Here is a 26,671-nt window from a genome sequence, read left to right as displayed (position 1 = left end):
ATCATGAAAAAAGTATTTTTTCTCCTTTTGGCATCTGCCACGCTTGGTCTCACATCCTGCAGCGCATTTAATGTCCGCTCAGACTATGCCGAAACGGCCAGTTTCAGCAATTATAAAACCTACAAACTGCGCATTGATGATTTAAAGCTGAACGATATTGACAAGGACCGCGTGCTGAATGAAGTTTCCAGACAACTTCAGCTCAAAGGTCTTACTGTTGCCGATAATCCGGATCTGATCGTGAATGTGAAAGCCAATCATAAAAAAATACGGGACATTAACAGAAGTAGTCCTTACGGCATGTATGGCTGGGGCGGACCTTTTGGCTGGGGAGTAGGAATGAGCAGAACCTGGTCTTCCAATTACAATGAAGGTGCGCTGATTGTGGATCTGATAGAAGCTTCATCCAACAAGCTGGTATGGCAGGGAATCGGGAGCGGAATTTCTGTAGACTCACCGAAAGCCAAGCAAAAACAGATTCCGAAAATCGTATCAGAAATTATGGCAGATTATCCGCCGAAACGATAAATATTTTTGCACAAAATTCAGCCGCAACTTTCTAAGTTGCGGTTTTTTTCACCTCAGAAAATAAGAAATAAAGATGACGGCCAGGTTCACCGCAATCAGAATCAGAATGATCCGGGTATAATTTTTCTTACTGAAAATATTGATGATAAAAACAGCCAGCAACGGAATCAGCGTGTAAATGGCTGGAAACAACTGAAACGCCGCTGCAAACTCCCCTTCCAGCAACAAGACCAATGCCCGCTGCGCTCCACACCCGAAACATTCAATGCCCAGATACTTTTTGCTTGGACAAGTCCACATATATGCTTCCAGATCCATTATCACAAATTTTTATTTCCTTGCTCTGCTGTACTGCTCGGGAAACGGGCATTCTGCATCCATCTGAAAGGCACCCTGTATCGCCAGGTAAGGATTGCGCAGGATTTCGCGGGCCACAAAAATAAGATCGGCATCTCCGGCCTGCAGTATTTCTTCGGCCTGTTTGGCATCAGTAATCAGCCCCACTGCACCGGTCGCAATGCCGGCCTCTTTCCGGATTCTTGCCGCAAATGGTACCTGGTACCCATCGAACACCGAAATTCTGGCACCATGAATATTCCCGCCACTGGATACATCCACCAAATCTACTTTCCTTTCTTTAAGCAAATTTGCCAGCCGTACGCTCTCCTCCAGATCCCAACCGTTTTCGGCATATTCGGTAGCAGAGATCCGCACAAACAAAGGATGGTCATCATCCAGCACTTCATTCACTGCATCTACCACCTCCAACAGAAACCGACATCTGTTTTCAAAACTGCCGCCATAATCATCTGTACGGATATTGGATAATGGCGACAAGAACTGATGCAACAGATAACCATGTGCCGCATGAATTTCAATCACGTCAAATCCGGCTTCAAGCGCACGCACTGCTGCATCCTGAAAACTTTGAACAAGAGCAGCAATTTCTGTCAGACTCAGTTCATGAGGAATCCGTTCGCCTTCCATATAGGGAATTGCAGAAGCTGCCACTGTTTCCCAGCCTTCATTCAGCGGGAGTTGCTTTCCGTTCCAAGTTGATGCTTTACGGCCGGCATGCGCCAGCTGAATTCCGATTTTACTTTCAGAACGGGTATGTATAAAATCTACAATCTTTCTGAATGAGGAAGTTTGCTCCTCATTCCATAATCCTGTACAGCCATGGGTAATGCGGCCTGCCGGCACCACACCCGTAGCTTCCACCATTAAAAGTCCGGTACCACCCTGTGCCCGGCTTCCGTAATGCACATAGTGAAAATCAGTTGGCACGCCACTTTCGGCAGAATACATACACATGGGCGACATGACCCAGCGGTTTACTATTTCTAAATTTCTGAACTGAACAGGAGTATACAGCATCTAACTATTTTTTATGGAATCACACAAAGGTACGAAACAACCTGCATAAAAAAAGGGATTTCTGTACAGAAACCCCTTTGATACTACTATTTATGGCGTAAGCAGGTAATGGCATCACACTATGCCAAAGAAGCGGTGAACATACTGCGATCTACCGGATATTGATCACAGGAACGGAATTTCACAAAGCATTGCGGTATTCCGATTATCTGTACCATAGCGTCTTTTTCGCAAAGAAATTTTTGCAGATCAGTCAACACTTCATCATTCATACCATCAACCACCAAAATGGCAATCCTTTTAGCTTTGACATGATTGGGAAATTTGTGAACCATACTTACTGATGGAGCTTCATCCATAGGAAACACCGGTTTCAAGGAATGATCATCCTCAGGATTTCCATCTGCAGGAATGTCCCCGGTAATGAGTTTCGGCAAGCAGACGGATATTATTTTCAAACATACGGATATTGACCGCACACATATATACATCATTTTAATCTGCGCAGGCATTGACGGTAAGAAAATACTCGATGATGACGACCATCCACGTTCCATGGCAATCTGTCGGGATTTGGAAACGATGTACAATTTCGACAAGGCGAAGACTACGAGGAAGAACAGTTTGCTATTTGGATGAGGAATAAGAAAGGTAGAAAGTTATAACAAATGACATCATTCTCAATAAAGAAATGTACATACAAATTGTACAGTAAGTTTACCAATCTAAATATCCATCATTTTTATAGCAAGCATAATGTTTAGAATCGAAAAGTTTGCTATTTTAATAGATCATAAAGGATATTAAATCCCTAATCAAATAATGCTTATTTTAATATCAGAAGAACAGAAAAAATAGTAAGGCTACAGCTCTGGGATATAGCCAATACACTGGACGGGAAGATGAATTAACTGAATGATTAGTAGTACCGTATGCGCTGAAAGAATTCAAAAACAGATGGTATGGGTAGGAACTTTTATCCTTTGGTGAAAATCTTAAAGTACTAAAACCTCAAGCATTGATTGATGATTTAAAATCAACAGCTAGGACTATTCAAAGCACATATAAAGAATAGGTATTACATAAATATTAGGTTATGAAATTTAAATTTTGGATATATCCTCTACGAACGTAAACACCTTGAAAAGCAAACTAATAAACACTGTTACCGGACTTCTTTGATTAGCTCTATAAAAGCTTTGTATTCAAACGACACAGCTTTTTCTAGAAAACTTTAAAATAAAAGTTTATCTTTACTTTCCAATTTAAAAAATGGAGAAAGAACTTCACATTCATTACCATGTGTTCGAAAATCATGATGCTCTTGATGCAGAAACCCGACGCCTGTATGAGGCAGCTGCAAAGGCAAGGCTGAAAGCATATGCACCATATTCCAAATTTCTGGTAGGCTGTGCCCTGCTTTTGGACAATGGGGAAATCATCACCGGAAGCAATCAGGAAAATGCCGCCTACCCTTCCGGCCTTTGTGCTGAGCGGACCACAATCTTCTGGAGTTCGGCCAATTATCCCGATGCACAGATCAAAAAAATGTTCGTTATCGGTGGTCCGGAAAACGGTGAACAATCTGTGGCTACGCCGCCTTGTGGAGCCTGCAGGCAATCTGTACTGGAGTATGAAAACCGGCAAACGGAACCCATTGAACTGTATTTTGCAGCCGTAAAAGGAAAAATTTTCAGGACCGGTTCCGTACGGGATTTACTGCCTTTTTCTTTTGATTCGAGTTTTCTGTAACATTCCATCTTTCTACATCCGAGAAGAATACTTTTCATTAATCCAAAACTGCAGTTGCCTCTTACAAAACTGCATTCCGAAGGAATTAAAAATCTCTCCGGAGAAAGTGATTGTACATAAGAGCGGAAACCTTATCTTTGCCGAAGTTTCAGAAAAGGGAATCGCGTGAAAATCGTGAACTGTCCCCGCAACTGTAAATCACCACTGTATTTTCTGCAGAATGTCACTGCCCAACGGCGGGAAGGCGCAGAAAGTGTGAAAGTCAGGAGACCTTACTGAAATACATTAATTATGAATCGCTTTCGGAGGAAAAGTCGGATTCTGAAACACGCTGTATTTCAGATCCCCCTGCTTTATTTTTCCGGTAAGCAAACTTTAACTCAATTTCTAATGAACAGAAAAGTCATTTTGGTTGGAGCCCTGCTTGTCGTTTATTCACAAATGCATGCCCAACAGCAAGAAGCCCTGATTGAAGAGGTTACTGTAGCCTCTAAAGTTTCCGAAGAACTGTACAAAACCGGAAAAAATGTAAAACTCCTGACCCGCAAAGATCTGGAAAAATTCAAAGGTCAACCTCTCCCTGAAGTCCTGCAACAAATTTCGGGGGTGCATATTGTAGGCAATTTCAACAACGGACCCGAGCCCAAATCTGCCAAAATCCGTGGGGGTAAACTGGCCAATATTCTGATTCTCATAGACGGCATCCCGCTGAAAGACGCCACCGGCAATGATTACAATGCCATGGACCTAAGACTCATGGCTCTGGAAAACATAGAAAGCATCGAGATGTTATCCGGTGCATCTTCGGTACTTTATGGCTCTAACGCTACCCAAGCGGTCATCAATATCAAAACGCTGAACAACGCCACCAAAAAAATTGAAGGAGTGGTTGCTGCCCGGGCAGGCTCATACGGGACTTATGCCCAAAATGCCCGTATAAACGGAAATATTAAGGGTTTTACCTACCAAATTACCGGATTTAATGAGAAATCCGAAGGGATGTCTGCAGCCACCGGCGATAATTTTGAAAAAGACGGTTTTGAAAAACAAAATGTGGGTGCGGTCCTCGGCTATCGTGGCGAACAGTTTAAAGCCCATGTGCAAACCGGGTGGAATCATCATTTTTTTAATTACGATTATGGCGCGTATACCGACGGACTGGAACGCGGAGATGATGAACAATTCTACACCGGTGCGCATGCTGAGTTCAGATACAAACAAGGCCAGGTAATCCTGAATACGCGCTACAGCACCAATGAACGGTTGATTCAGGGGTTCGCAGGCGGAAATTACCGCAACGAATATTTCTATGAAGGACAGGATTTTTTTGCCGAACTTTATAATCAATACACGATAAATCCATATCTGACTTTTACAGCCGGTGTACAGTATGAAAGCCGGAAAATGGGTTCCAAAGCATTGCCCTGGGGTGGAACGGAAATGGAAGACGGTTTACTGAAAGACGAAACTGCAGTTCATAATGCAGATGTTTTTGCACAGATGAATGCCCGTTACAAAGGATTACACCTGAACGCCGGCGCCAGAATGACTGAGCATTCCAAAGCAGGCAACCATCTGGTGTACAGCATACATCCTTATTATCTGCACGAGACTGCCAATCTCTATTTTAAAGCCGGCTATTCATTTGCCACAGCCTTAATAGCGCCTACCCTTTACCAGAATTTCGGAACCCTACCCTACACGCTGCCTAATTTTGACCTGAAGCCCGAAACCAATGCCACTCACGAAATTGAGCTGAGTGCCGGCAAAAAAGACCGCAGCATCGTGGTCAATGCCAGTGTATTTATCACCAGTGAGGAAGATGCCTTTGCCTATGTCCTGAATCCGGATTACACCGGAAGTTTCGTCAATGTGGATGAAAACGAGATTAAAGGATTCGAAATCAGTGCGGATTATCAGGTGCTGCCCTTTCTGAAACTAGGTGGAAATTTCAGTTTTGTGGAAAAGGAAAATGAAGACACCCGCTTGCGTCAGCCAAAACAACGCGTGAATTCCTATCTGGAAATCCTGCCGGCAGAAAACACCAGAATTACGCTGAGCCACATGTTTACATCCAAACGTGCAGATTATTACTTCAATGAAATGTTTGAGCGCGTGGATGTGGAACTGGCACCCTATCACCTCTTCAATCTGAATATCAATCAGAAATTTTGGAGTTCCTTTGAACTTTTTGCCAATGTGGGAAACCTTTTTAATGAATCCTATACAGACATTGCCGGGTTCAACACCAAAAAGCGGAACTATACCGCAGGATTCAGTTATCGTTTCTGAATCTGACCATTAAGAACTCAACTTTTCACACTGAAAAGTTGAGTTTTTCTTTACACAGGAAAAGTGAAAACAGTCAAAACTGTCGTACCTTTGCTATTGAATGCATTGTAGATTATGTTTATGAAAACCATCTTGATTTTTCTCTTTACCACCATCTGCAGCATAAGCTATGCACAGGAAAAAAAACAGTCATCTGAACCGCAGTACTTCCTTGTACACTACACCACCGGTGAAGCGTGGAATCACAGCAAACCCACCCATGAACAAGCATTCTTCCGGGAGCATTCTCAGCATCTTTCGGAACTCAGAAAGAAACAAATTATTCTGATTGGTGGCAGATTTTCGGATACTGGAATGCTTATTCTGAAAGCAGATCATGAGACCGCTGCTTCAGAATTGATTCATGCAGACGCTGCCATTATTCACAAAACTTTTAAGACAGAAATTGCTCCTTTTGATCCGTTTAATGGCGGATGAGTGCAATAATTTTATCAAAAAATCAAAATCTATTAACGATGAAAAATCTATCTGTTGAACTGAAATGGGCCATTATCTTTACAGCAGCAGGCTTATTGTGGATGGTCCTGGAAAAAGCCACAGGCCTGCATGACCACTACCTGGATTACCACATGTACCTTACCAATCTGTTTGCCATTCCGGCTATTCTGATGATGGTACTGGCACTGAAAGACAAGAAGAAAAATTTCTATAAGGGTCATATGACTTACAAGCAAGGACTGATCTGTGGAATCATCTTATCCGTTTTCATTGCGATACTGAGTCCGGGAGCGCAGTGGATTACCTCTTTTGTGATTTCACCGGAATATTTCACCAATGTCATTAAACGGTCTGTAGAAATAGGCTATTTCCAGACGACAGCCGAGGCCGAAGCCCAGTTCAATTATGATAATTATGCAAAACAGGGCGCCATCGGAGCTTTGCTGATGGGAATAGTAACCACTGCGATCGTGATGATTTTTTTAAGAAGCAAAAAATCGTCGGTGATTTAAACCAGTATTTTCAGACTTGCCGGCAAAACTTTAATATGAACCGGCGATTCAATATGCCGGAACTCACCATCGGTATGCCAGGCCGAAGATGTTACGCTGAGCTGAATATCTGCGGAATGAAAAGACTTGACAAAACGGTCATCTTTTAATTTTTTACGGAACAGACGACCGGCAAATATCGGCGCATACCACAGCGGAAACTTCTTCACCAGCACAATGGTGGCCAGACCGTCTGCAAAATCTGCATGTGGCGCTATAAAAGCATTATTGCCGTATTGCCGGGTGTTGGCTATATTGACCATAAGATAATCTCCGCTCCATTCCGGGTGCGTATCTTTGTCAAAAGTGACGGTAACGGGGTTAAATGAAAAGTACGTCTGCAGGCACACTTTGATATAATTCCGGAAACCCCGGTTGGTTTTCTCAAACTCCTTCACTACGGTCCCCACATATCCGGCGCCGGCCATATTCACAAAGAAAAAATCATTCACCAAAAGCGTATCTACCCTCTGGAAATTCCTTTGTTTTATTTTACGCAAAAGTTGATTCAGATTCTTACTGAATCCGGCTTCCCGGGCAAAACCATTTCCGGAGCCCGCAGGATATACCGCCAGAATTTTTTCTGAATGAACCAGATTTTCAGCCACTGAAGATATGGTACCGTCACCACCTACAGCTACAAAAATATTGACGCGTTCCCAGTGAGTTTGTATAAAATCTGCGGTTTCCTCCTTGCTTTGGGAAATACAGCATAGCGGATTTTCCCAGAAGAGATTCAGTTTACGGAGAAATTCCCCGTGATTACCACGGGCAGACTTCGGATTGATGATGAAAGCGACTTGTTGCACGGCCATAAAACTAAGCAAAAAGTTTCAGCCACGTGTGAACCATTATTTAATTTGCATTCTTTGTTTAAATTCCGGCTTTAATGCGTCTCCCAGTTGCGAATAGGGAATTTTAATCTCGATAATTCCGGAAACATAGGGTGCAATCTCGTATTGGCCGTACACAAAATTCAGGGACTTGTCATCAAAATAGAAGTTTTCTGTATAGGTGAGCGTGGCCGGTTCAAAAAGTTCTTCCTTTCTGCTTCCGATGTTTTTCAGAAGCAAATCATTCCAGTTGACCTTCGAAACATCTGCAATATCATGAATTTGTACCATTTTTTGATTGCGGTAATCGGCAACTTTGTACTGCTCATAGGCGTATCCGTGGGCACCGCCACTGTATCCGTGACCGGTATAGATAATGGTGAGAAATCCGTTGCGGTCTGAAAATACATTCATCTCCGAATTTTCATTCCAGGTCTGAGGATAGTCAGAAATGTACGGATCTGTCTCATCCTGATCCTGACGGAAGTAGGACTGCATCCGTTCCCGCACCAGACCTCCTATAATTGCTGCATTATACTCACCGGGGTACGGTATTTCCTGAAAAAGTTCAAATTGATACAAACTATCCTGTACCGGTTTGTCCAGTCCGCTGAACAGCAATACTTTCTTACGGTATTCCAGCATGAGCGTGGGAGCCACACGTGAAGAATCATGTACAATGAGGGAATCTACGGTAACAATTTCCGACTGATTATGAGCGATTGCTGAACTGTCGGCGGCGAGCAACTGTGCATTTTCGGATGCAGATTTTTTGCACCCCGTAAGGATTGTGAGCGAAAAAAAGAAAAATATCAGAAAAATTCTCATGTTAAAAAAATTTTAAGGGTAAAAAGCAAAAAACCGTCCAAAAGCGGACGGTTGATGATGTATCATGCAAAGAAATTACACGTCGATGCGTGCATATTTCGCATTCTTTTCTATAAATTCTCTTCTAGGTGGCACTTCATCGCCCATTAACATAGAGAAAATACGGTCTGCTTCGCCGGCATTATCTATGGTCACCTGCTTCAGTGTTCTGTTGTCCGGGTTCAGGGTCGTTTCCCAGAGCTGTTCGGCATTCATCTCCCCCAAACCTTTGTACCGCTGTACCTCTACTCCTTTACCATCTGCAGCCATTTCCAGGGTTTTTTCTTCACGTTCTTTTTCGTTCCATGCATAAATTTTCTTATTCCCTTTCTTCAGTAAATACAATGGTGGCGATGCAATATACACATATCCCTGCTCAATGAGTTCCTTCATATAGCGGAAGAAAAAGGTAAGAATCAATGTAGAAATATGGGAACCATCCACATCGGCATCGGTCATGATGACTACTTTATGATATCTTAATTTAGCAAGGTTCAGCGCCTTACTGTCTTCTTCTGTCCCTACAGAAACGCCCAGAGCGGTGTAAATATTTTTAATCTCATCATTGTCATACACCTTATGAATCATGGATTTTTCCACATTCAGTATTTTACCTCTTAATGGCAAAATTGCCTGAAAATGCCGGTCACGACCTTGTTTTGCCGTACCACCTGCAGAATCTCCCTCTACCAGAAACAATTCTGAGATCGCCGGATCTTTGGAAGAACAGTCGGCGAGTTTTCCCGGAAGTCCTGCACCACCCATGGGTGATTTACGCTGCACCAGTTCGCGGGCTTTTTTCGCTGCCTGCCTTGCTTTGGCGGCCAATACCACTTTCTGTACAATCTGTTTGGCTTCATTGGGGTTTTCTTCCAGGAAATTGGTCAGCATTTCGCCCACAATTTTATCTACCGCGCCGGAAACTTCGGAGTTCCCAAGTTTGGTTTTGGTCTGTCCTTCAAACTGAGGCTCCATTACTTTCACAGAAATAATGGCGGTAAGTCCTTCCCGGAAGTCATCACCGGTCACCTCTACCTTTTCTTTCTGAGGAAGTCCCAGTTCATCTGCAAATTTCTTCAATGTTCTGGTAAGTGCTCTTCTGAAACCGGCCAGGTGTGTACCTCCTTCATGGGTATTGATATTATTTACATATGAATGCAGGTTTTCATTGAAAGACGTGTTATAGCGCATGGCTACTTCTACCGGAATACTGTCCCGCTCGCCTTCCATGAAAATCACATTATCCATAATGGCCTCACGGTTACCGTCTATAAACTCTACAAATTCCTTCAGTCCACCTTCCGAATGGAATACTTCCTGTTTGAAAGAGCCGTCTTCTTCTTTCTGACGCTCATCTGCAAGCGAAATGGTAATACCTTTATTCAGGAATGCCAGTTCACGCAAACGGGTAGCCAACGTGTCATAATTGTACTCCAGTTCCTGAAAAATCGTATCGTCCGGCTGAAAAAACACCTGAGTTCCGCGGCCGTCTGTGGTACCGATTTCCTGCACATCTTCCAGTGCCGCACCTTTGGAATATTTTTGTTCATATACCACCCCGTCACGCTTCACGGTAGCAATGAGGGATACCGAAAGGGCATTCACACAGGATACGCCCACACCGTGCAGACCACCGGAAACTTTATAAGAATCCTTGTCGAACTTACCTCCGGCTCCGATTTTGGTCATGACCACTTCCAGAGCAGATTTCTTTTCTTTTTCGTGGTAATCTACCGGGATTCCTCTACCGTTATCCTGCACCGTAATGGCATTTCCTTCATGAATGGTCACACTGATGGTATCACAGTGCCCTGCCAGCGCCTCATCTATGGAATTATCCACCACCTCATACACCAGATGGTGCAACCCGCGGGTTCCCACATCACCAATGTACATAGAGGGTCTCATCCTCACGTGCTCTATCCCTTCCAGGGCCTGAATACTGCTTGCTGTATATTGTTTCTGACTCATATTTTAACTGTGGCTCCCGGCTTGTGACCGGGAACTTTTTTATAATTATTTTTCGTAAAAAGACTTACAAATATCGTGATTTTTTTCGAGATTAGAAAGTTAACGAATGCTAAAGAAATCAAAGTTTTCCACAAAAAAACACCCCTGAAAAGTTAAAGCTTTCCGGGGTGGTCTTTACGGGTTTATTTTTTGGGTTTATGCGAGCTTCATCAGCAGAGCATCGTCGGTTTTTTCCACTTTCACCAGGTTGTTTTTGGATAAATTCTTCGAAGCCTTATCCCATTTCTTTCCTGAAAGCTGGCTTCTCTCCTTCACTTCGGACAACAACATGGGTTCGGACTGCGCATTCAGAATTTCGAGAATCACTTTTTCATCTTCGCCCAGCTCTACCTGTGGAGTTTGTTTCTCCGGTTTCATCTGCGGGAAGAATAACACCTCCTGTATGCTGGCAATATTGGTAAGGAACATGATCAACCGGTCCATGCCGATTCCCAGTCCGGATGTAGGCGGCATGCCATACTCCAGTGCTCTGAGGAAATCGTGGTCAATGAACATGGCCTCGTCATCGCCTTTTTCAGAAAGTTTCAGTTGCTCCTCGAAACGCTCGCGTTGGTCAATGGGATCATTGAGCTCAGAATATGCATTGGCAATTTCTTTACCGCAAACCATCAGTTCAAAACGCTCTGTGAGCCCTTCTTTGCTGCGGTGTTTTTTCGTTAATGGTGACATTTCTATGGGATAATCCGTGATAAATGTAGGCTGAATAAAATTGCCTTCACATTTTTCACCGAATATTTCATCTATCAGTTTGCCTTTACCCATGGTTTCATCTACATCAATTCCTATCGATTTGGCAAAATCATACAGTTCCTGCTCCGTTTTCCCGGTGATATCAAAACCGGTAAATTTCTGAATCGCTTCCGTCATAGAAATCCGCGGATATGGCGCTTTCCAGTTGATGGTATGCTCCCCGAACTGAGATTCTGCAGTTCCGTTTACCTGTACCGCGCAGAACTCCAGTAATTGCTCGGTAAAATCCATCATCCAGTGATAATCTTTGTAGGCAACGTAAATTTCCATCGCTGTAAATTCCGGATTATGCGTGCGGTCCATCCCCTCGTTTCGGAAGTTTTTGGAAAATTCATATACGCCGTCAAATCCACCTACAATAAGTCTTTTCAGGTATAATTCATTGGCAATTCTCAGATACAGAGGAATATCCAGCGCATTGTGATGCGTCACAAACGGTCTGGCTGCAGCACCGCCCGGAATCGCTTGCAAAATCGGTGTTTCCACTTCGAAATATCCGGCATCATTAAAGAACGTCCGCATCGCATTAAACAATTTGGTTCTTTTTACAAAAACCTCCTTCACATGCGGATTTACAGTAAGATCTACATAACGTTGTCTGTATCTCTGCTCCGGATCATTAAAGGCATCATGCACCACTCCGTTTTCATCGGTTCTGGGCTGTGGCAGTGGACGAAGTGCTTTGGAAAGCAATGTGAAACTTTTCACCATAATCGTAGGTTCTCCCACCTGCGTGGTAAACAGTTCCCCGTCTATCCCTATGATATCGCCTATATCCAGAAGGTGCTTGTAAACCTCGTTATACAACGTCTTATCTTCACCCGAACAGATCTCATCGCGGTTAAAGTACACCTGTATTCTGCCTTCGGAATCCTGAAGTTCAGCGAAGCTCGCTTTTCCCTGAATACGGCGGCTCATCAGACGGCCGGCAACGCGTACGGTTTTATGCTCCTGAAAATCTTTTTTAATGGATGCGGTGGTGTCACTCACCTTGAATTCTTCTGCAGGAAATGCATTTATTCCCATTTTCTGAAGGGTTTCCAACTTCTCTCTCCGGATTATTTCCTGTTCTGATAACTGCATTTTGTAGCTTTTTTTAAGATTGCAAATTTAATGAATTTTCACCATACCAAGGTGGTAAAAATCAAGCTTTAAGCAGGAATATAAATCCTGAGGCGCAGCGCATGGCACAATTTGTGTCTTCCGGAATCAAATCCGCATTCTGAGCAGTTCTTTTTTATACTTTTGCGGAATGAAAATTCTGATTCTGGATAATTACGACAGTTTCACCTACAATCTGGTGCAACTTACCCGGGAAATTGCCGGAGATCATGTAGTGGTGGCCAAGAATGATGAAATCTCTCTGGAAGAGGCCGGTGCTTTTCAGAAGATTATTCTGTCGCCGGGGCCCGGAGTGCCTTCTGAAGCAGGAATTTTATTGGATGTAATTAAAAGGTATGCCCCGGTAAAATCCATTCTGGGTGTGTGTCTGGGACAGCAGGCCATTGCCGAGGCTTTCGGTGGCAGCCTGGTGAACCTCAGGAAAATCTATCATGGCGTGGCCACCCCCACACACCGGATCAAAGATTGTAAACTGCTGCGTGGCCTGCCGGAAACGATTGAAGCCGGGCGGTACCACAGCTGGGCGGTGAATACGGCCGGTTTCCCTGATGTTCTGGAAGTAACTTCGGTAGATGACGAGGGTATGATCATGTCTTTGCAACATAAAATATACGATGTACACGGCGTACAATATCATCCGGAAAGCGTCCTCACACCGGCAGGAAAACAGATCCTGGCTAACTTTCTGTGCTATTAGCTATTCATTGCATGGTAAATTATGCTTAAATTTGACCTTCAAAAATATCACATGACTACTACACAAAATAAAACCCTGCTTTTCCGCGACCTTGGCCTTATGGACTATATGCCGGCATTTGAATATCAACAGAAGCTGATGCAGGAAATCATAGACCTGAAGCTGAATAACCGTGACCGTACCGACGGGATCTATGAAGAAACACCTAATTACCTTCTCTTTGTGGAGCATCCGCATGTGTACACGCTGGGAAAATCCGGAGATGAGCAAAATATGCTGGCCAATGAGCAGAAGCTAAAAGACATCAACGCTACATTTGTAAAAACCAACCGCGGGGGCGACATTACCTATCACGGATTCGGGCAGATTGTGGGTTATCCGGTACTGGATCTGGACAATTTCAAATCAGACATTCACCTGTACATGCGGAACCTGGAAGAAGTGATCATCCGCACCATTGCAGAATACGGTCTACAGGGCGAACGCAGCGAAGGGGAAACCGGAGTCTGGCTGGATGTGGGCAAACCTTACGCCCGGAAAATCTGTGCCATGGGCGTGAAAACATCCAAATGGGTCACCATGCACGGTTTTGCACTGAATGTAAACACCGATCTTCGGTATTTTGAATATATCATTCCCTGCGGAATCCGGGATAAATCTGTAACTTCCCTGAAACGTGAACTGGAACGGGAATTTACCTCAGAAGAAACAGAAGAACTGAAACTTACAATTCAGAAACACTTCACCGAAGTTTTTGAAGCAACAATAGAAAAAGAGCAGTAGAAATCTGCTCTTTTTTGGTTTAAAATGTCTTATAGCCCTTATAGACTTCTGTTTGCCGGGCCATCATAGGCTGAGCCTGAATACGGAAATATTGCAGATGCTCAGAAGTGCTGTGGCGGTAATGTAATTCATCACTCTCCCAAAGTTCGGTAATAAAAAACACGCCTTTATTCTCATTGTCTTCCACCAGATCATACTGCAGACAACCTTCTTCCCTGCGGGTTTCTATCACCAGTTTCTTTAAAAGTTCAAGCGCATCCATCAGATCATTTTCTTTGAACCGGAACAGCGCAACTATGTGCAGATTTTTCATAAGGCCAACAGTTTATTTGTGGGCAAAAATACAAAATCAGCAGAAAAAACCGGACGGTGCATCAAAATAATGCGTAAGTTCGTCGCAGAGAACCAAATTCATTTCTATGTTTTCAAAAGAAGAAGCACGACAAATCAAACAGGAATTCTGGACGGCTTTCGGCAAAAGCTTTCCCCGAAAATGGCTGCTGTACAACACAAAAATCAAGGATATGGCATTTAAATTCTCGGCAGACCACAAAAAAGCCGAGGTTTCCCTGGACATTGAAATGAAAGATGAACTGTTCCGGAACGCCTATTATGAAAAAATCTGGTCGCTGGAAGATATGCTTCAAGCGTACATTGGTGAGTTTTCTAAAGATGAATTCTACACGCTGGAAAACGGGAAAGTCATTTCAAGAATCTGGGTGACTCTGGAAAACGTCTCCGTCTTCAATAAGAATACGTGGCAGGAAATCTTTGAATTTTTTGTCCAAAAAATGGAAGCCTTCGAACTCTTTTATTACGAGTACGAAGACTTCATCAAAGATGTTTAATGATCATCAGGAAAACTTCCGCTTTCTGAGCCAGAAAAACAAGCCTCCGAATGCGGCGGTAATGCCCAGTGGCAACAGCAGATTGAACCATTGCCAATTGGTTCTTTCGTCATTTACGCGCTGTCTGTCCAGCAATCTGGCTTCTATGTTGCGGTTTCGCAGTTCAATCAGATTAGCATCATCCAGCAAATAATCCAGTGCATTACGCAGAAACTGTTCATTGCCATAGGTTTGTCCGGTGAGTAAATCCTCGCCAAGGGGCAAAGGCTGGCCTTTCACGATCTGATTCCGGCCTATGTCGCCGTCGGAGATTACAATCATTCTGTTGTGCTCACTTTCTTTTTTGAAATCCGGGAAGCTATTTGCCTCACTTCTGGTGGCGTATGCAGATTTGAACTTTCCTTCCACCGCTACTGCAAAAATTTTGGGTGCCGAAGGCTTTTCATCTGCGGCCACAGAATCTGTACGCACGATTTCTGAAAGGGAAACGTAATTCGGAACCTGTTTTACTGAGGTTCGGTCACTGCTTTCAAACAGCACGTGAGTTTTGAGGCCGGGTCTTCCCAGGGTGTCAATAGCGGTAGGGAACTCAAATTTTACAGGGTTGATATTTTTCGTAATCGCATGGTTGGTTTCGGCGATGCCCAATGGAAAATAAGGCCATAAAAAGGAGCTATACTGGGGGTTACCGGCCACTTCTCCGGAAACAATACGGATGAGTGCAGATTTTTTCATGTCCTTCACCAGTCCCGGGTTGATCCGGATTCCGTAATTGAAGAAAAAATCATTCAGATTATTCTCCATCGGATAAGCCATGATTTTTCTGGACTGAAAAAGCGTGTCCATCTCTGCATTCACTGCATCAATCATCCACAGTGTACGGCCGCCGTTCATCATATACTGATCCAGCACCACTTTTTCCTGGTCGGTAAAAGGCTTGCGCGGTTTGGCAATTACCAGCGCCTGCATCTGTTTCAGTTTCGGCAAATCTGCTTCAGACAGTTCATCTCCCAGTTCAGGAATAACCGGTCCGGTGTTATAATTCTCCATGGTCATCTGCATGAATCCCTGAAACGCTTCCGGTCTCAGTTCATCATGATTGACCAGAATACCTACATTTTTTCTTTCATCCTGAATAATATCCTTTATATTCGACACCAGGCTGTATTCCAGACTTTCAATAGATTTCTGCAACTGTTCTCCCGCATCAATCCCGGATTGGTTAATGATGAGCGGTATAGAACTGCCAAAATCTTCATATTTCAGCACTGCATAGGGATACATGACAATCTGCCGCACTTCGCCGTCTTTAAAATCCGGCAGAACAGAGGGTTCCATGCCCATCGCCATCAGCGTGTCCTGGGGCATTTTGGTTTTGACGGGGTCTATAAATTTAAAGTCAATATTAGAATTCATCTTCCGGAATTCCTGCAGCATAAAGCGGGTTTCGTTTTGTAATTGCTTGAAACTGGCCGGAAAATCACCGTCCAGGTACACTTCTACCATCAACGGTTTCTTCACAGAACGGATGACTTTTTCTGAAGATTCTGACAGTGTGTACCGTTTTTCCTGAGTGAGGTCTAACCGGAATGAGAATATACCGGCTACTCCCAGCACCAGAATAACAGCCAAAATAACATAGAGAATATTCTTCTTTTTCATGGGATTCAAATTACTTTTTACGTTTAACAAAAGTGACCGATAAATACAAGCTTATGCCAATAACCAGAAGGAAATAACACACATCCCGAAGATCAATAAGTCCCCGCGTAAATCCGATAAAATGCTGATAAAACCCGAGACCCGACAAGATATAATCTGCACCGCCAAGTAATTTATAACTTGCCAGCTGTTCAATACCAAAATACAGAATAAAGCACATAAAAACACCCAGCAAATAGGCCATAATCTGATTCTGAGATAATGAAGACGCCAGAATACCTACCGCAGCAAATACGGCAATCAGAATCACCATTCCGAAATAACTCCCCAGGGTGGCACCCAGATCAATGTTTCCTGCCGGAACACCCAAAACGTAAACGGTGTACAGATAGATCAGTGATGGCAGCAGACACAAAATCCCCACTACCCATACGGCAAAAAACTTGCCCAGCACAATCTCTGAAATCCGTACCGGCTGCGCAAAAAGCCATTGCAAAGTCCCGGCCTGTTGTTCCTCTGCCAGTGACCGCATGGAAATAGCAGGTATGATGAACATGAGCAACCAGGGAGCCAGTACAAAGTAGCTTTGCAAAGTAGCACTTCCGATGTCGAAAATATTAAAATCATTTTCAAAGAAGAACAGGAACAGCGTCCCGATCAAACCAAAGGCCGCAATGATGATCCATGCACTCCAGTTTCCAAAAAAATTCCACAGTTCTTTTTTAAATATTGCTGTCATAGTTCAAGGGATCCGGAAATACCACTGAGGGTTCTCCGGTTATTTTTTGTTTTTATTCACAATTTTTACAATCATCATAATCAAAACCACCAGAATCACAAATCCGGCCACGAGTTGCCACCAGTATGTGAGTACGGAGGCCTTCAGAATTACCGTAAAGACCACCAAGAACAAGATGAATGTTGCAATTTCATTGGCTTGTCTGAGTTTGATATTGGCAATGGGCAAAGACAATCCGCTCAGGTTCCTGATTTGCAAAACCTTCTTCCATGACCATAAGTGGTACGCCGCAAGCCCCAACAGGAAAGTCAGTTTCAGATGAAACCAGGGAGATTTCAGCAGCCCGGGATTCAGGATAATGAGTGTAATCCCGCTCAGAAGCATGATGATACCCGCCGGTGCCAGGATGATGTTCCACAATCTGCGGAGCATGAAAACATACTGCTCACGGAGGATGATTTGTTTTTCATTGGCAAAATCATCTGTATCTTTATAATAGACAAACAACCTCACCAGATAGAAAAGTCCGGCAAAATAGCTGACCATAAAAATAATGTGAACGGCCTTTAAAATCAGGTAAAGCATCCTAAAATTTTAGCTGCAAATATAATTAAAAAAAGTTGGCTGAATGTTTGTCATCCGGCCAACTTCTGTTGGTTTTAACGGTAAAAAAATTAAATCACGCCTAATTCCTTTCCTACTTTTTCAAATGCCGCGATGGCCTGATCCAGATGCGCGCGGGTATGTGCTGCGGAAAGCTGAACTCTGATCCGTGCTTTTTCCTTCGGCACTACCGGGTAGAAGAATCCGATAACGTAAATCCCTTCATCCATCAGTTTTTCTGCCATCTGCTGAGAGAGTTTGGCATCGTATAGCATTACCGGAACAATGGCCGCATCGCCATCAGGAATATCAAATCCTTTTGCTTTCATCTGGGTTCTGAAATATTCTGCATTTTCCATGACACGGTCACGTTTCGTGGTATCATCAGAAATCATATCCAGCACTTTGATGGCTGCACCTACAATACCGGGAGCAAGCGAGTTGGAAAACAGATAGGGTCTGGACCGCTGTCTCAACATCTCAATAATTTCTTTCTTACCAGAGGTAAATCCACCCAGAGCACCACCCAAGGCCTTGCCCAGCGTAGAAGTGATGATATCCACTCTGCCCATCACGCCACTGGCTTCATGGGTTCCGCGACCGGTTTTCCCGATGAAACCTGTAGCATGGGAATCATCTACCATGACCAGTGCATCATACTTATCGGCAAGGTCACAAACGCCTTTCAGGTCTGCTACGATTCCGTCCATGGAAAAAACACCATCGGTCACGATGATTTTAAAACGGTGGTTCTTTTCTGAAGCAGCAATCAGCTGAGCCTCCAGATCCGCCATATTGTTATTTTTATATCTGTAGCGCGCCGCTTTGCATAACCGCACCCCGTCTATAATGGATGCATGATTCAGTTCATCTGAAATAATGGCATCCTGCTCGCCGAACAACGGTTCGAAAACCCCGCCATTGGCATCAAAACATGCGGCATACAAAATGGTATCTTCCATACCCAAAAATTTGGAAATTTTCTCTTCCAGTTCTTTGTGAATATCCTGAGTTCCACAAATAAAACGAACAGAAGACATTCCGTAGCCATGACTGGCTATCATATCCTGGGATGCTTTGATTACTTCCGGATCATTTGACAGACCCAGGTAATTATTGGCACAAAAATTCAGAAGTTTTTTACCGTTCGCTTCAATCTCTGCAGATTGCTGTGAGGTAATGATGCGCTCTGTTTTATACAGGCCGTCGTTTTTAATATTATTCAGCTCGTTCTGAAGTTGTTCCAGATAATTTTTAGAAATCATTATTACTTAATTTTTAGAATTGCTAAAATAAGAAAAAACCTTGTCTAAATGGGTGTATTTGGTTTACTTCTTTGTAAATTTAAAGTTGCGCCCTGTGATGGAAATCACATAATTCCCGGGCGTCAGTTCTGAAACCGGAATGGCTTTTTCTGGAATATAAGTCCCGGCTTTTACCAGTTTACCATCTGCAGAATAGATGCGGAAATCTGCTTTTCTGCTCACACCGCGGAAGAACAATTCATTCCCTGCAGGAACAGGATAGAGACTTACTGCATCAGCACTTATTTCCTGTGCAGCAAGGGTATTGTCAAGAGTTACTGTGGAATTTTTTTCCAGAATATCATGATTGTAATTGAACTCAACCGAGGTCACCTGGAAATTCACCGGAGCCGTGAAATACTGATCATTTGCCGTATGCTGCGGACGCAGATATACCACCTGTCCGCCAGCACCATTCACCCTGATCGGCAGTGGCATTTCAAAAAAGGAAACAGATGCGTGACTCTGGGTCTGAGACGCTTTCAGAATAAGCGTTTGATCGGGAGCCTGTTTCCAGCGGATGTCATAGGTAGGATAGCCCTGGCCATACACCCAGTCATTGAAGAATTCAGTAAAATCCACGCCGGTAGAAGTCATCAGTGAGGTCTGAAGATCTGCCGTGCGCACATAATTATAGGCCAGTTCCGGTCTTTGATGATAATCCTGTATGGCCTGATAAAACACGGGGTCTGTGAGCACCCACTTCATCATCCGGACAATGTATCCGCCTTTTGCATAACTCAGTCTGCTGTTGAAGATTGCATTTACACTGGTAAGATTGGCATCGGCCACATAAGAACTTCCGCCAGGGAGCGTGGTAATGAAATCTTTCTGGCCCATCAGATAATTCATGAACTGATTGTGATTCATCAGCAATTTTTCATTGACCAGATGTTCGCCGAAAGTGGCAAAACCTTCATTCAGCCAGATATCATTCCAGGCGCCGCAGGTCACCTTGTCTCCAAACCACTGGTGAGCCAGTTCATGAGCAATGAGTTGTCTGGAAAAGAATCCCATGGAGGACATGGTCTGATGTTCCATGCCGCCGCCATAACTAAACTGCATGTGCCCGTACTTCTCATTCCGGAAGGGATAAGGACCAAAATGCGTTTCGAATAACGTCATGGCTTGTTTTGTCCATTCTATATTGGCCATCTCTGCCGCGTCTGCCGTAGTGGACGGGTACACATAGTTGATAAAGGGAAAAGGCGGATTGCCAATCGCGTCCGTGGTCTTGTCAAAATTGGTGATGGCCAGAGCGGCCAGATACGCTGCCATAGGATACTGGGTACGCCAGAAGGTAAGTTTTCGGTTGTTGGGCAGGTTGGTTTCAGACATCAGGGTACCATTTGCTGCCACATGATATTGCGCCGGAGTATTGATTTTAAAATCAAACTTTTCTATTTTATCATTAAGGCTTTGCTTGGTGGGAAACCAGTCTTGTGCACCATAGGGTTCCGAAAGCGTAGAAAGTACTGCGACGGAATTCTGTGTAGTGGTGGTAAATGCGTTCTGACCCATAGCCGGTGCTCCGGAGTAGTGAATGGTCAGCGAGTCCAGCACATTGGGCGCCAGCGGCGCATGAAATAATACCCGGACTTCATTTCCGGGCAACTGCTGAAACCCTACGGGATTTCCATGATGGGTGACCTGGGAGACGGTAAGTTGTGTAGTGAGGTCAAAATAAATATCGGCCGCAGGTGCATTGGGAATAAAATGCGAGGTCACACTCCCGCTGATCTGGTACATTTCGGGATTCAGCATCAGATCCAGCCGCTGATAACGTAAATCATAGTTAAGCGTGTTAGGATTCACATTTCCGATAGGCATTTTATACGCATGCGATTTTGCTTCCTTTGCCACGAGCTGACTGTGGTCTGCATGGGCATTTTGGGCAAAAACAGCGGCCGAAATAAATGTTAAACAGCATAAAAATATTTGCTTCATTCAGAAAAATTTATAGAGAATAAAGATACAAAAAAACCCTTCACGATATGAAGGGCTTCATTTTAATTTACATTTAATAACGGACGTTCAACCTATAGATTATATACCGGTTCCAGAATCCGTTCCATCCGGTTTTTGACCTGATCTACAGAACCAGAATAGTTATTGACCATCAAAGAGAAAACCAGGGTTTTCCCGGAATTGGTTTTTAAGTATCCGGCCAGGGTTTTCACTTTGTTCAGGGTACCTGTTTTGGCAAATACCTGTCCGTTTCCGGCTCCGGGGAAAGAACGCTTCAGGGTTCCGGTCTGTCCCGCAATGGGCAGGGAATCAAAGAATGTTTTATAGAATTTGGTTCCCATAATTCCGGTCAGGTATTTTACCTGAGCAATAGGGGTTACTTTATTGTTGCGGGACAATCCGCTTCCATCAAAATAATGGAGTCCTTCCATATCAAACCCGATGGTTTGCAGATGATTTTCCACTACTTCTCTGCCCGATTCCAGCGACTGATCGCCTTTTTTCTGGAATCCCACCATTCTGAGCAGTGATTCAGACAAGGCATTGTCACTTCTCTGGTTGGTATCATGTACAATTTCTGCCAGTGTGGGCGATTTATAAAAGGTAATGAAATTTCTTGGTTCCGGATCGGAGTCAGTCATTTTGGTTTCTACTTTTCCGCTCACGGCAATTCCATTTTTCACCAGCGCTGTACGGAAGGTATTGGCCAGAGAAACCGGTGCATTAGGAAGTTTGGTTGTCATTGCGCCACCGTCAAATTTTTCAGCATAGACCATTTTATTGATATAAGGCGAGATATAGAAATAACGCGTATTTTTCTTATCAAACGGGCTGGCTTTTTTGGCAATCAGCTTTTCATTTGCCGGGTTAATGTTGGCTGTGGTTCCTACCGGCAGATAGTAATTCTGATGTTCCAGCCATACTATATTCTGCGGCAGAAAGTCCATTTTGTTTTCTTTGAAGACCGCATTCTGAACAATCACATTACCGTTCACTTTTTTGATGCCTCTGTTCTTCATAGCCGCTACAAAGTCCGAACTGATCGTTCCATAAGTGCTGGAGCCCGCTTTGCCCGTTCCGATGGAGGGATCGCCGCTTCCCACAATGTAGATATTACCGTTCAGCACCCCGTCTTCATCCACCTCACCGGAATGCTCCAGCTGGGTAATCCATCTGAATTTCTCACCCAGCAGACTCAGAGCAGTCTCTGTAGTAAGCAATTTTGTAGTGGATGCAGGGATAAAAGAATCAGTTTCGTTGTATGAAGAAATTACTTTTTTGGTCTTCGGGTCATAAATAACGAATCCCCAGTGCGCATTTTTCAGCACAGGGTCATTCATCATGGTATTCAGGTTAATATCAATCAGTTCCCGGGCAGAAAGTACAACTTTTTCTGCGGTTGCGGTACTGCTCGAAGGTAAACTGCCGGACTGGTTTTCATACATCACCGGGTATTGCTTCACAGAAGTGTTGGTCATTTGCGCAGCAATAAACCCCGAAATCGCAAAAGCGGTCGCGGCTATATATTTTTTCAGGTTAATCATCATAAATTTTACTACTTTTCTGTTTGATTATTCTGATGTTCTATGGTTAAAATTACATAAAACATCTGAATGACCAAATACGTAACGGGCCAAAAGTAGAAATTATTGTTGAAAATCAATGAATTGAAACTGGTAAAAGACTTTAACCTTTGTTAAAAATTGTTAAAAATCAACGATTATGCTGAGTTTTATGCTTCGGTAAGCGGTGATTTCCTGGAATTCTTCCAGACTTTTCGTTATATAATTTTTGAATTCATTATACTTTTTACCACGTGGAAACTTGAGCAGAATCTGATACTGATATAGGAGATTGATTCTGGCTACAGGAGATTTTTCTGGCCCCAGCACACATTCCGGAGGCAAAAATTTGCGCAGCACCGAACCCAGAAATCGGGATGCCCGTTCCACCTTATCTTCGCGCCGGTGCTTTAATTCTATGAGTATGGTTTTGGTGAACGGCGGATAGTGAAATTTCTTTCGTTCCTGAAGAAGATATTCATAAATTTTATGCGGACTGGATTCCCTGACCAACTGAAAAATAAAATGCTGAGGATTAAACGTCTGAATGACCACCAATCCTTCTCCCGAAACACGGCCTGCCCTGCCGGAAACCTGAGTGATTAACTGATACGCCCTTTCTTCTGCCCGGAAATCCTGAACATACAGCATGTGATCTGCCCGCGGAATGGCCACCAGTTCTATATCATCGAAATCCAGGCCTTTGGCAATCATCTGCGTGCCGACTACAATATCGGTGTCGCCGTTTTCTATTTTTTCGTACAGTCGTTCGTAGGCAAATTTCCGTCGCATGGAATCCACATCCATCCGGTCAGTCTCTGCCTCAGGCAGCCGCGCAGCTATTTCCTCATGCATTTGTTCTACGCCTATACCTTTGGTGTTCAGATTCTCTGAGGTACACTTGGGACATACCTTCGGCCTTGAAGTTTTGTGACCACAATAATGGCATTTCAACTGATTGTCATATTTATGATAGGTCATGACCACATCACAGTTACTGCAGTAAGAAACATATCCGCAGGTTTCACATTCCACCACGTTGGCATAGCCACGGCGGTTATGCAGAACCATGGTTTGTTTTTTACGATCCAGATTTTGCTGCAGCAGTTCCAGTAGTTCCTGAGAGAAGTTACCGTAGAGTTTCTTGGTCATCTGGGCCTCCTTCAGGTCTATAATCAGAAAATTGGGTAATGCAACATCCCCGAAACGCCGCGTAAGCGGAACCCACTTCAGTTTGCCTTTCTGTGCCAGCCAGTAGCTCTCTACAGAAGGCGTGGCCGAACCTAAAATAACGGGAGCATTATACAAACTGCCCAGCATCAGACTGGAATCTTTCGCATTGAAATAAGGCGCTGTATCTTTTGACCGGTATGCTGCATCATGCTCTTCGTCCACAATCACTAAACCCAGATTCTGATACGGAAGAAAAAGCGCTGCCCGTGTGCCAATCAGGATTCTGATTTTGCCGCTTTTCACGTTGCGCCAGACTTCCACCCTTTCGAAATCGGTCAGTTTCTGATGATAGTAGCCGAGTTGTGTTCCATATTTTTTCTCCAGCCGCTGTGCAATCTGTTTGGTAAGTGATATTTCCGGCAACAGTAAAAGTACATTCCTGCCCTGAGCAATGGTATCTTGTATTTTTTCCAGGTATACATGGGTTTTACCCGAACCGGTTACGCCATGCAACAAAACATTTTTTTGCTCTGCAAAGGCTTCATCTATGGACTGTACGGCATTCTTCTGTTCTTCGGTGAGTTCCTCCAGTGCTTCCCTTTCGCCCTCATAACTCTGCAAACGATCCTGCTGAAGATAGTATTCTTCTGCAAGACCTTTTTCAATTAACGATTTCAACTGTCCCAGAGCAAAATTCCCTTCTGCAAATAACTGTGATTTCCTGATGGGCACATCCGGTTCTTCGGTTTGTTTTTCCAGCAACAATAAAAAAAGTTCCTGTTGTTTTGGCGAGCGTTTCAGCCGGGTCAGAATTTCGGGCAGCTGGTGGCTCAAGACCTCGTTCTTCAGGCGGACATACGCTACTTCTTTGGCTTTATACTTCTCGGCCACTTTTTCATCTATCTCAATATATTGAAGATCAATGAGTGACGATATAGTTCTGATGATTTCCTTTTTCGGTATAAAGGCTTCTATTTCAGTGAGGTTAATCAGTTGCCGTACTTCCAGCGCCTGCATCACATACATTTCATTGGCATCCAGAATCTGAAAATCCACCATCACATTCGCTTTCTGTTTCAGATAGGTTTCGCTCTCCAGTTTCAGAGATCCGGGAAATGAAAAACGGTATATTTCTCCCAGGTTACAGAGATAGTAATCTGAAATCCAGACCCAGAAGTCCAGTTGTTCCGCAGGGACAATGGGCATTTCATCCAAAATGCTGATGATCTCTTTGGGTATAAATCCTTCCGGTTCATCCTGATGCAGACTGAAGACAATTCCTGTAAAAATTTTATTGCCCCGGAAAGTCACCAATACCCGCATCCCAGGCTGAATCTGAGGCATCAGTTCGGCCGGAACAGCATAGGTGAAGGTTCCTTTCAGATTGAGGGGAAGAATGATCTGGGCGAAATTCAATTTTGATGGTCTTGAAAAGATTGGAATTTACAAATTTAATTAAAATAAAGAAAGCGTTCCCCATTCGTGAAACGCTTCCTTTGGATTTCAACAGAGTATTATCTGTTTTTTCTTCTCTGCAATTCTTTGCTGATTAAGATTAGTTCGCGCCCTGTCTGCCCTGCCACAGAAGTATTTTCCTGTGCTCTGCGGGTAAGGTAAGGCACCACATCCTTTACCGGTCCGTACGGCAGATACTTGGATGCATTATATTTCTGTGCGCCCAGAAAATAAGTGATATTATCGCTCATTCCGTACAGCTGACCGAAGTGTATACGCGGGTCATCATTCACCAGACCTTTTTCCTTCATCTTATCCATCACCAGTTCGGTAGATTTTTCATTGTGGGTTCCGAAGAACGCGGCAACTTTGTCCAGATGCGCCATTACAAAATCTATGGCTGCATTAAAATTCTGATCTGTGGCTTCTTTTGTAGGTTGTATGGGATCCGGGTATTTCATTTCGGCGGCGCGCTCTCTTTCTTTTTCCATGTACGCTCCCCTTACGAATTTATAACCAATAAAGTAATTTCCGTTTTCGGCACGCTTCAGATCTTCTGCCATATACTCCAGCCGGCCGGTACGGTACATTTGTATGGTATTCCACACGATCGCTTTTTCTTTATTGAATTCGGCCATCATTTCATTCACCAGGTCATCTACAGCCGTCTGAATCCAGGATTCTTCCGCATCAATCATGATGACCACATTGCGCTCATGAGCCAGTTTGCATACTTCATAATAACGGTTGCGCACGCGGCTCCATTCTTCTTTCTCTGAAGTAGTCAATGCCGCACCGGCCTGTACTTCCTGATAAAGCTTAAACCTCCCGAAGCCGGTGGGTTTGAAAACCACAAATGGAATTGCTGGATTTCCCTGAGCAAACTTAATGTTCTGCTTGATTTCTTCGCAGGTATGGTTAAAGGTTACTTCATCTTCTTTTCCTTCTATGGCATAATCAAAAATGCTGCCTATATGACTTTTGAAGAGTTGTTTCACCACTTCCATGCTCTTTTCCCGGGTCTCGCCTCCTACAAACTGTTCAAACAAAGTCTTGCGGACAATGCCTTCTACAAAAGGAAATTTATTATGAACGGTGAAGTTCAGTATCTTGATTCCAAGATCGGTAATAACCGGCTGTTCGATGGTTTTAAACATCCAGTACGCTTTTTTCAGTTGCTCCGTAGATTTGTCCTGAAATGCTATTTGAGTATCGTTAAAGATTGACATGATATCGGGAATTATTTGCCAAATTTAATAATTGTTGGCGTTATAAA

At 43.7% G+C, this 26,671-nt stretch carries 25 protein-coding genes and 1 riboswitch; of the genes, 9 read left to right on the top strand and 16 right to left on the bottom strand.

Annotated elements, in window-relative coordinates; all coding sequences use genetic code 11:
- The first annotated feature begins 3 nt into the window (after nucleotides 1-3).
- Complete coding sequence (locus tag LKO26_RS04275) at nucleotides 4-528, top strand: DUF4136 domain-containing protein (protein WP_227586606.1); 525 nt, start codon at nucleotides 4-6, stop codon at nucleotides 526-528.
- A gap of 48 nt (nucleotides 529-576) precedes the next feature.
- On the opposite strand, the gene LKO26_RS04270 is transcribed toward LKO26_RS04275, so the two are convergent.
- The 3 genes from LKO26_RS04270 to LKO26_RS04260 all read right to left on the bottom strand — a co-directional run bounded on the left by LKO26_RS04270 (nucleotide 577) and on the right by LKO26_RS04260 (nucleotide 2,342).
- The gene (locus LKO26_RS04270; protein WP_227586605.1) at nucleotides 577-846 is read right to left on the bottom strand and encodes a DUF2752 domain-containing protein; all 270 of its coding nucleotides are present in this window, start codon (nucleotides 844-846) and stop codon (nucleotides 577-579) included.
- 12 nt (nucleotides 847-858) lie between these two features.
- Nucleotides 859-1,905, bottom strand: coding sequence for an NADPH dehydrogenase NamA (gene namA, locus LKO26_RS04265; RefSeq protein WP_227586604.1), 1,047 nt, complete (start codon nucleotides 1,903-1,905; stop codon nucleotides 859-861).
- A gap of 119 nt (nucleotides 1,906-2,024) precedes the next feature.
- Entirely contained in the window at nucleotides 2,025-2,342 is a 318-nt protein-coding gene (locus LKO26_RS04260; protein WP_227586603.1) for a hypothetical protein, read from the bottom strand.
- Here LKO26_RS04260 and LKO26_RS12805 point away from each other — a divergent pair.
- The 5 genes from LKO26_RS12805 to LKO26_RS04240 all read left to right on the top strand — a co-directional run bounded on the left by LKO26_RS12805 (nucleotide 2,317) and on the right by LKO26_RS04240 (nucleotide 6,959).
- The gene (locus LKO26_RS12805; RefSeq protein ID WP_410681498.1) at nucleotides 2,317-2,544 is read left to right on the top strand and encodes a relaxase/mobilization nuclease domain-containing protein; all 228 of its coding nucleotides are present in this window, start codon (nucleotides 2,317-2,319) and stop codon (nucleotides 2,542-2,544) included. The two genes, LKO26_RS04260 and LKO26_RS12805, sit on opposite strands and share 26 nt — an antisense overlap.
- A gap of 633 nt (nucleotides 2,545-3,177) precedes the next feature.
- Nucleotides 3,178-3,657, top strand: coding sequence for a cytidine deaminase (locus LKO26_RS04255; protein WP_227586602.1), 480 nt, complete (start codon nucleotides 3,178-3,180; stop codon nucleotides 3,655-3,657).
- 107 nt (nucleotides 3,658-3,764) lie between these two features.
- Nucleotides 3,765-3,951: riboswitch (cobalamin riboswitch) on the top strand.
- Between the two features lie 96 nt (nucleotides 3,952-4,047).
- Nucleotides 4,048-5,949, top strand: coding sequence for a TonB-dependent receptor plug domain-containing protein (locus LKO26_RS04250; protein WP_227586601.1), 1,902 nt, complete (start codon nucleotides 4,048-4,050; stop codon nucleotides 5,947-5,949).
- 120 nt (nucleotides 5,950-6,069) lie between these two features.
- The gene (locus LKO26_RS04245) at nucleotides 6,070-6,426 is read left to right on the top strand and encodes a hypothetical protein (RefSeq protein WP_227586600.1); all 357 of its coding nucleotides are present in this window, start codon (nucleotides 6,070-6,072) and stop codon (nucleotides 6,424-6,426) included.
- Between the two features lie 38 nt (nucleotides 6,427-6,464).
- Complete coding sequence (locus tag LKO26_RS04240; protein WP_227586599.1) at nucleotides 6,465-6,959, top strand: DUF4199 domain-containing protein; 495 nt, start codon at nucleotides 6,465-6,467, stop codon at nucleotides 6,957-6,959.
- On the opposite strand, the gene LKO26_RS04235 is transcribed toward LKO26_RS04240, so the two are convergent.
- The 4 genes from LKO26_RS04235 to lysS all read right to left on the bottom strand — a co-directional run bounded on the left by LKO26_RS04235 (nucleotide 6,956) and on the right by lysS (nucleotide 12,562).
- Nucleotides 6,956-7,813, bottom strand: a complete 858-nt coding sequence (locus LKO26_RS04235) for a diacylglycerol/lipid kinase family protein (RefSeq protein ID WP_227586598.1) — start codon at nucleotides 7,811-7,813, stop codon at nucleotides 6,956-6,958. The two genes, LKO26_RS04240 and LKO26_RS04235, sit on opposite strands and share 4 nt — an antisense overlap.
- A gap of 36 nt (nucleotides 7,814-7,849) precedes the next feature.
- Nucleotides 7,850-8,659 carry an RsiV family protein gene (locus LKO26_RS04230; RefSeq protein ID WP_227586597.1) on the bottom strand — a complete coding sequence of 270 codons (810 nt, stop codon included), beginning with the start codon at nucleotides 8,657-8,659 and terminating at the stop codon, nucleotides 7,850-7,852.
- Nucleotides 8,660-8,734: 75 nt separating this feature from the next.
- Complete coding sequence (gene gyrB, locus LKO26_RS04225; RefSeq protein ID WP_227586596.1) at nucleotides 8,735-10,669, bottom strand: DNA topoisomerase (ATP-hydrolyzing) subunit B; 1,935 nt, start codon at nucleotides 10,667-10,669, stop codon at nucleotides 8,735-8,737.
- 195 nt (nucleotides 10,670-10,864) lie between these two features.
- A complete protein-coding gene (lysS, locus tag LKO26_RS04220) occupies nucleotides 10,865-12,562 on the bottom strand; it encodes a lysine--tRNA ligase (RefSeq protein WP_227586595.1) in 1,698 nt (565 codons plus the stop codon).
- A gap of 169 nt (nucleotides 12,563-12,731) precedes the next feature.
- Here lysS and LKO26_RS04215 point away from each other — a divergent pair, with 169 nt between their 5' ends.
- Both LKO26_RS04215 and lipB read left to right on the top strand, forming a co-directional pair.
- The gene (locus tag LKO26_RS04215; protein WP_227586594.1) at nucleotides 12,732-13,298 is read left to right on the top strand and encodes an anthranilate synthase component II; all 567 of its coding nucleotides are present in this window, start codon (nucleotides 12,732-12,734) and stop codon (nucleotides 13,296-13,298) included.
- Between the two features lie 51 nt (nucleotides 13,299-13,349).
- On the top strand, nucleotides 13,350-14,081 hold the full coding sequence (gene lipB, locus LKO26_RS04210) for a lipoyl(octanoyl) transferase LipB (protein ID WP_227586593.1): 732 nt from the start codon (nucleotides 13,350-13,352) through the stop codon (nucleotides 14,079-14,081).
- Between the two features lie 19 nt (nucleotides 14,082-14,100).
- Here lipB and LKO26_RS04205 read toward each other — a convergent pair whose 3' ends face one another.
- The gene (locus LKO26_RS04205; RefSeq protein ID WP_227586592.1) at nucleotides 14,101-14,394 is read right to left on the bottom strand and encodes a putative quinol monooxygenase; all 294 of its coding nucleotides are present in this window, start codon (nucleotides 14,392-14,394) and stop codon (nucleotides 14,101-14,103) included.
- 106 nt (nucleotides 14,395-14,500) lie between these two features.
- Here LKO26_RS04205 and LKO26_RS04200 point away from each other — a divergent pair, with 106 nt between their 5' ends.
- Nucleotides 14,501-14,929, top strand: a complete 429-nt coding sequence (locus tag LKO26_RS04200) for a DUF4268 domain-containing protein (RefSeq protein ID WP_227586591.1) — start codon at nucleotides 14,501-14,503, stop codon at nucleotides 14,927-14,929.
- A gap of 6 nt (nucleotides 14,930-14,935) precedes the next feature.
- Here LKO26_RS04200 and gldG read toward each other — a convergent pair whose 3' ends face one another.
- The 8 genes from gldG to LKO26_RS04160 all read right to left on the bottom strand — a co-directional run bounded on the left by gldG (nucleotide 14,936) and on the right by LKO26_RS04160 (nucleotide 26,624).
- Complete coding sequence (gene gldG, locus LKO26_RS04195; protein ID WP_227586590.1) at nucleotides 14,936-16,591, bottom strand: gliding motility-associated ABC transporter substrate-binding protein GldG; 1,656 nt, start codon at nucleotides 16,589-16,591, stop codon at nucleotides 14,936-14,938.
- Nucleotides 16,592-16,601: 10 nt separating this feature from the next.
- On the bottom strand, nucleotides 16,602-17,330 hold the full coding sequence (locus LKO26_RS04190) for an ABC transporter permease subunit (RefSeq protein WP_227586589.1): 729 nt from the start codon (nucleotides 17,328-17,330) through the stop codon (nucleotides 16,602-16,604).
- A 39-nt stretch (nucleotides 17,331-17,369) separates the two neighbouring features.
- Nucleotides 17,370-17,915 carry a CopD family protein gene (locus tag LKO26_RS04185; RefSeq protein WP_227586588.1) on the bottom strand — a complete coding sequence of 182 codons (546 nt, stop codon included), beginning with the start codon at nucleotides 17,913-17,915 and terminating at the stop codon, nucleotides 17,370-17,372.
- Nucleotides 17,916-18,004: 89 nt separating this feature from the next.
- Entirely contained in the window at nucleotides 18,005-19,198 is a 1,194-nt protein-coding gene (gene kbl, locus LKO26_RS04180) for a glycine C-acetyltransferase (protein ID WP_227586587.1), read from the bottom strand.
- Nucleotides 19,199-19,261: 63 nt separating this feature from the next.
- Nucleotides 19,262-21,184, bottom strand: coding sequence for a M1 family aminopeptidase (locus LKO26_RS04175; RefSeq protein WP_227586586.1), 1,923 nt, complete (start codon nucleotides 21,182-21,184; stop codon nucleotides 19,262-19,264).
- A 92-nt stretch (nucleotides 21,185-21,276) separates the two neighbouring features.
- Nucleotides 21,277-22,749, bottom strand: a complete 1,473-nt coding sequence (gene dacB / locus LKO26_RS04170) for a D-alanyl-D-alanine carboxypeptidase/D-alanyl-D-alanine-endopeptidase (RefSeq protein WP_227586694.1) — start codon at nucleotides 22,747-22,749, stop codon at nucleotides 21,277-21,279.
- A gap of 162 nt (nucleotides 22,750-22,911) precedes the next feature.
- Nucleotides 22,912-25,356 (bottom strand): primosomal protein N', encoded by a 2,445-nt coding sequence (priA, locus tag LKO26_RS04165; RefSeq protein ID WP_227586585.1) that lies wholly within the window; start codon nucleotides 25,354-25,356, stop codon nucleotides 22,912-22,914.
- A gap of 98 nt (nucleotides 25,357-25,454) precedes the next feature.
- Nucleotides 25,455-26,624, bottom strand: a complete 1,170-nt coding sequence (locus LKO26_RS04160; protein ID WP_227586584.1) for a proline dehydrogenase family protein — start codon at nucleotides 26,622-26,624, stop codon at nucleotides 25,455-25,457.
- Between the last annotated feature and the right edge of the window lie 47 nt (nucleotides 26,625-26,671).

The organism is Chryseobacterium sp. MFBS3-17, from assembly GCF_020687745.1.
Lineage (GTDB): Bacteria > Bacteroidota > Bacteroidia > Flavobacteriales > Weeksellaceae > Marnyiella.
This window is presented reverse-complemented; position numbering and strand designations above follow the sequence as displayed.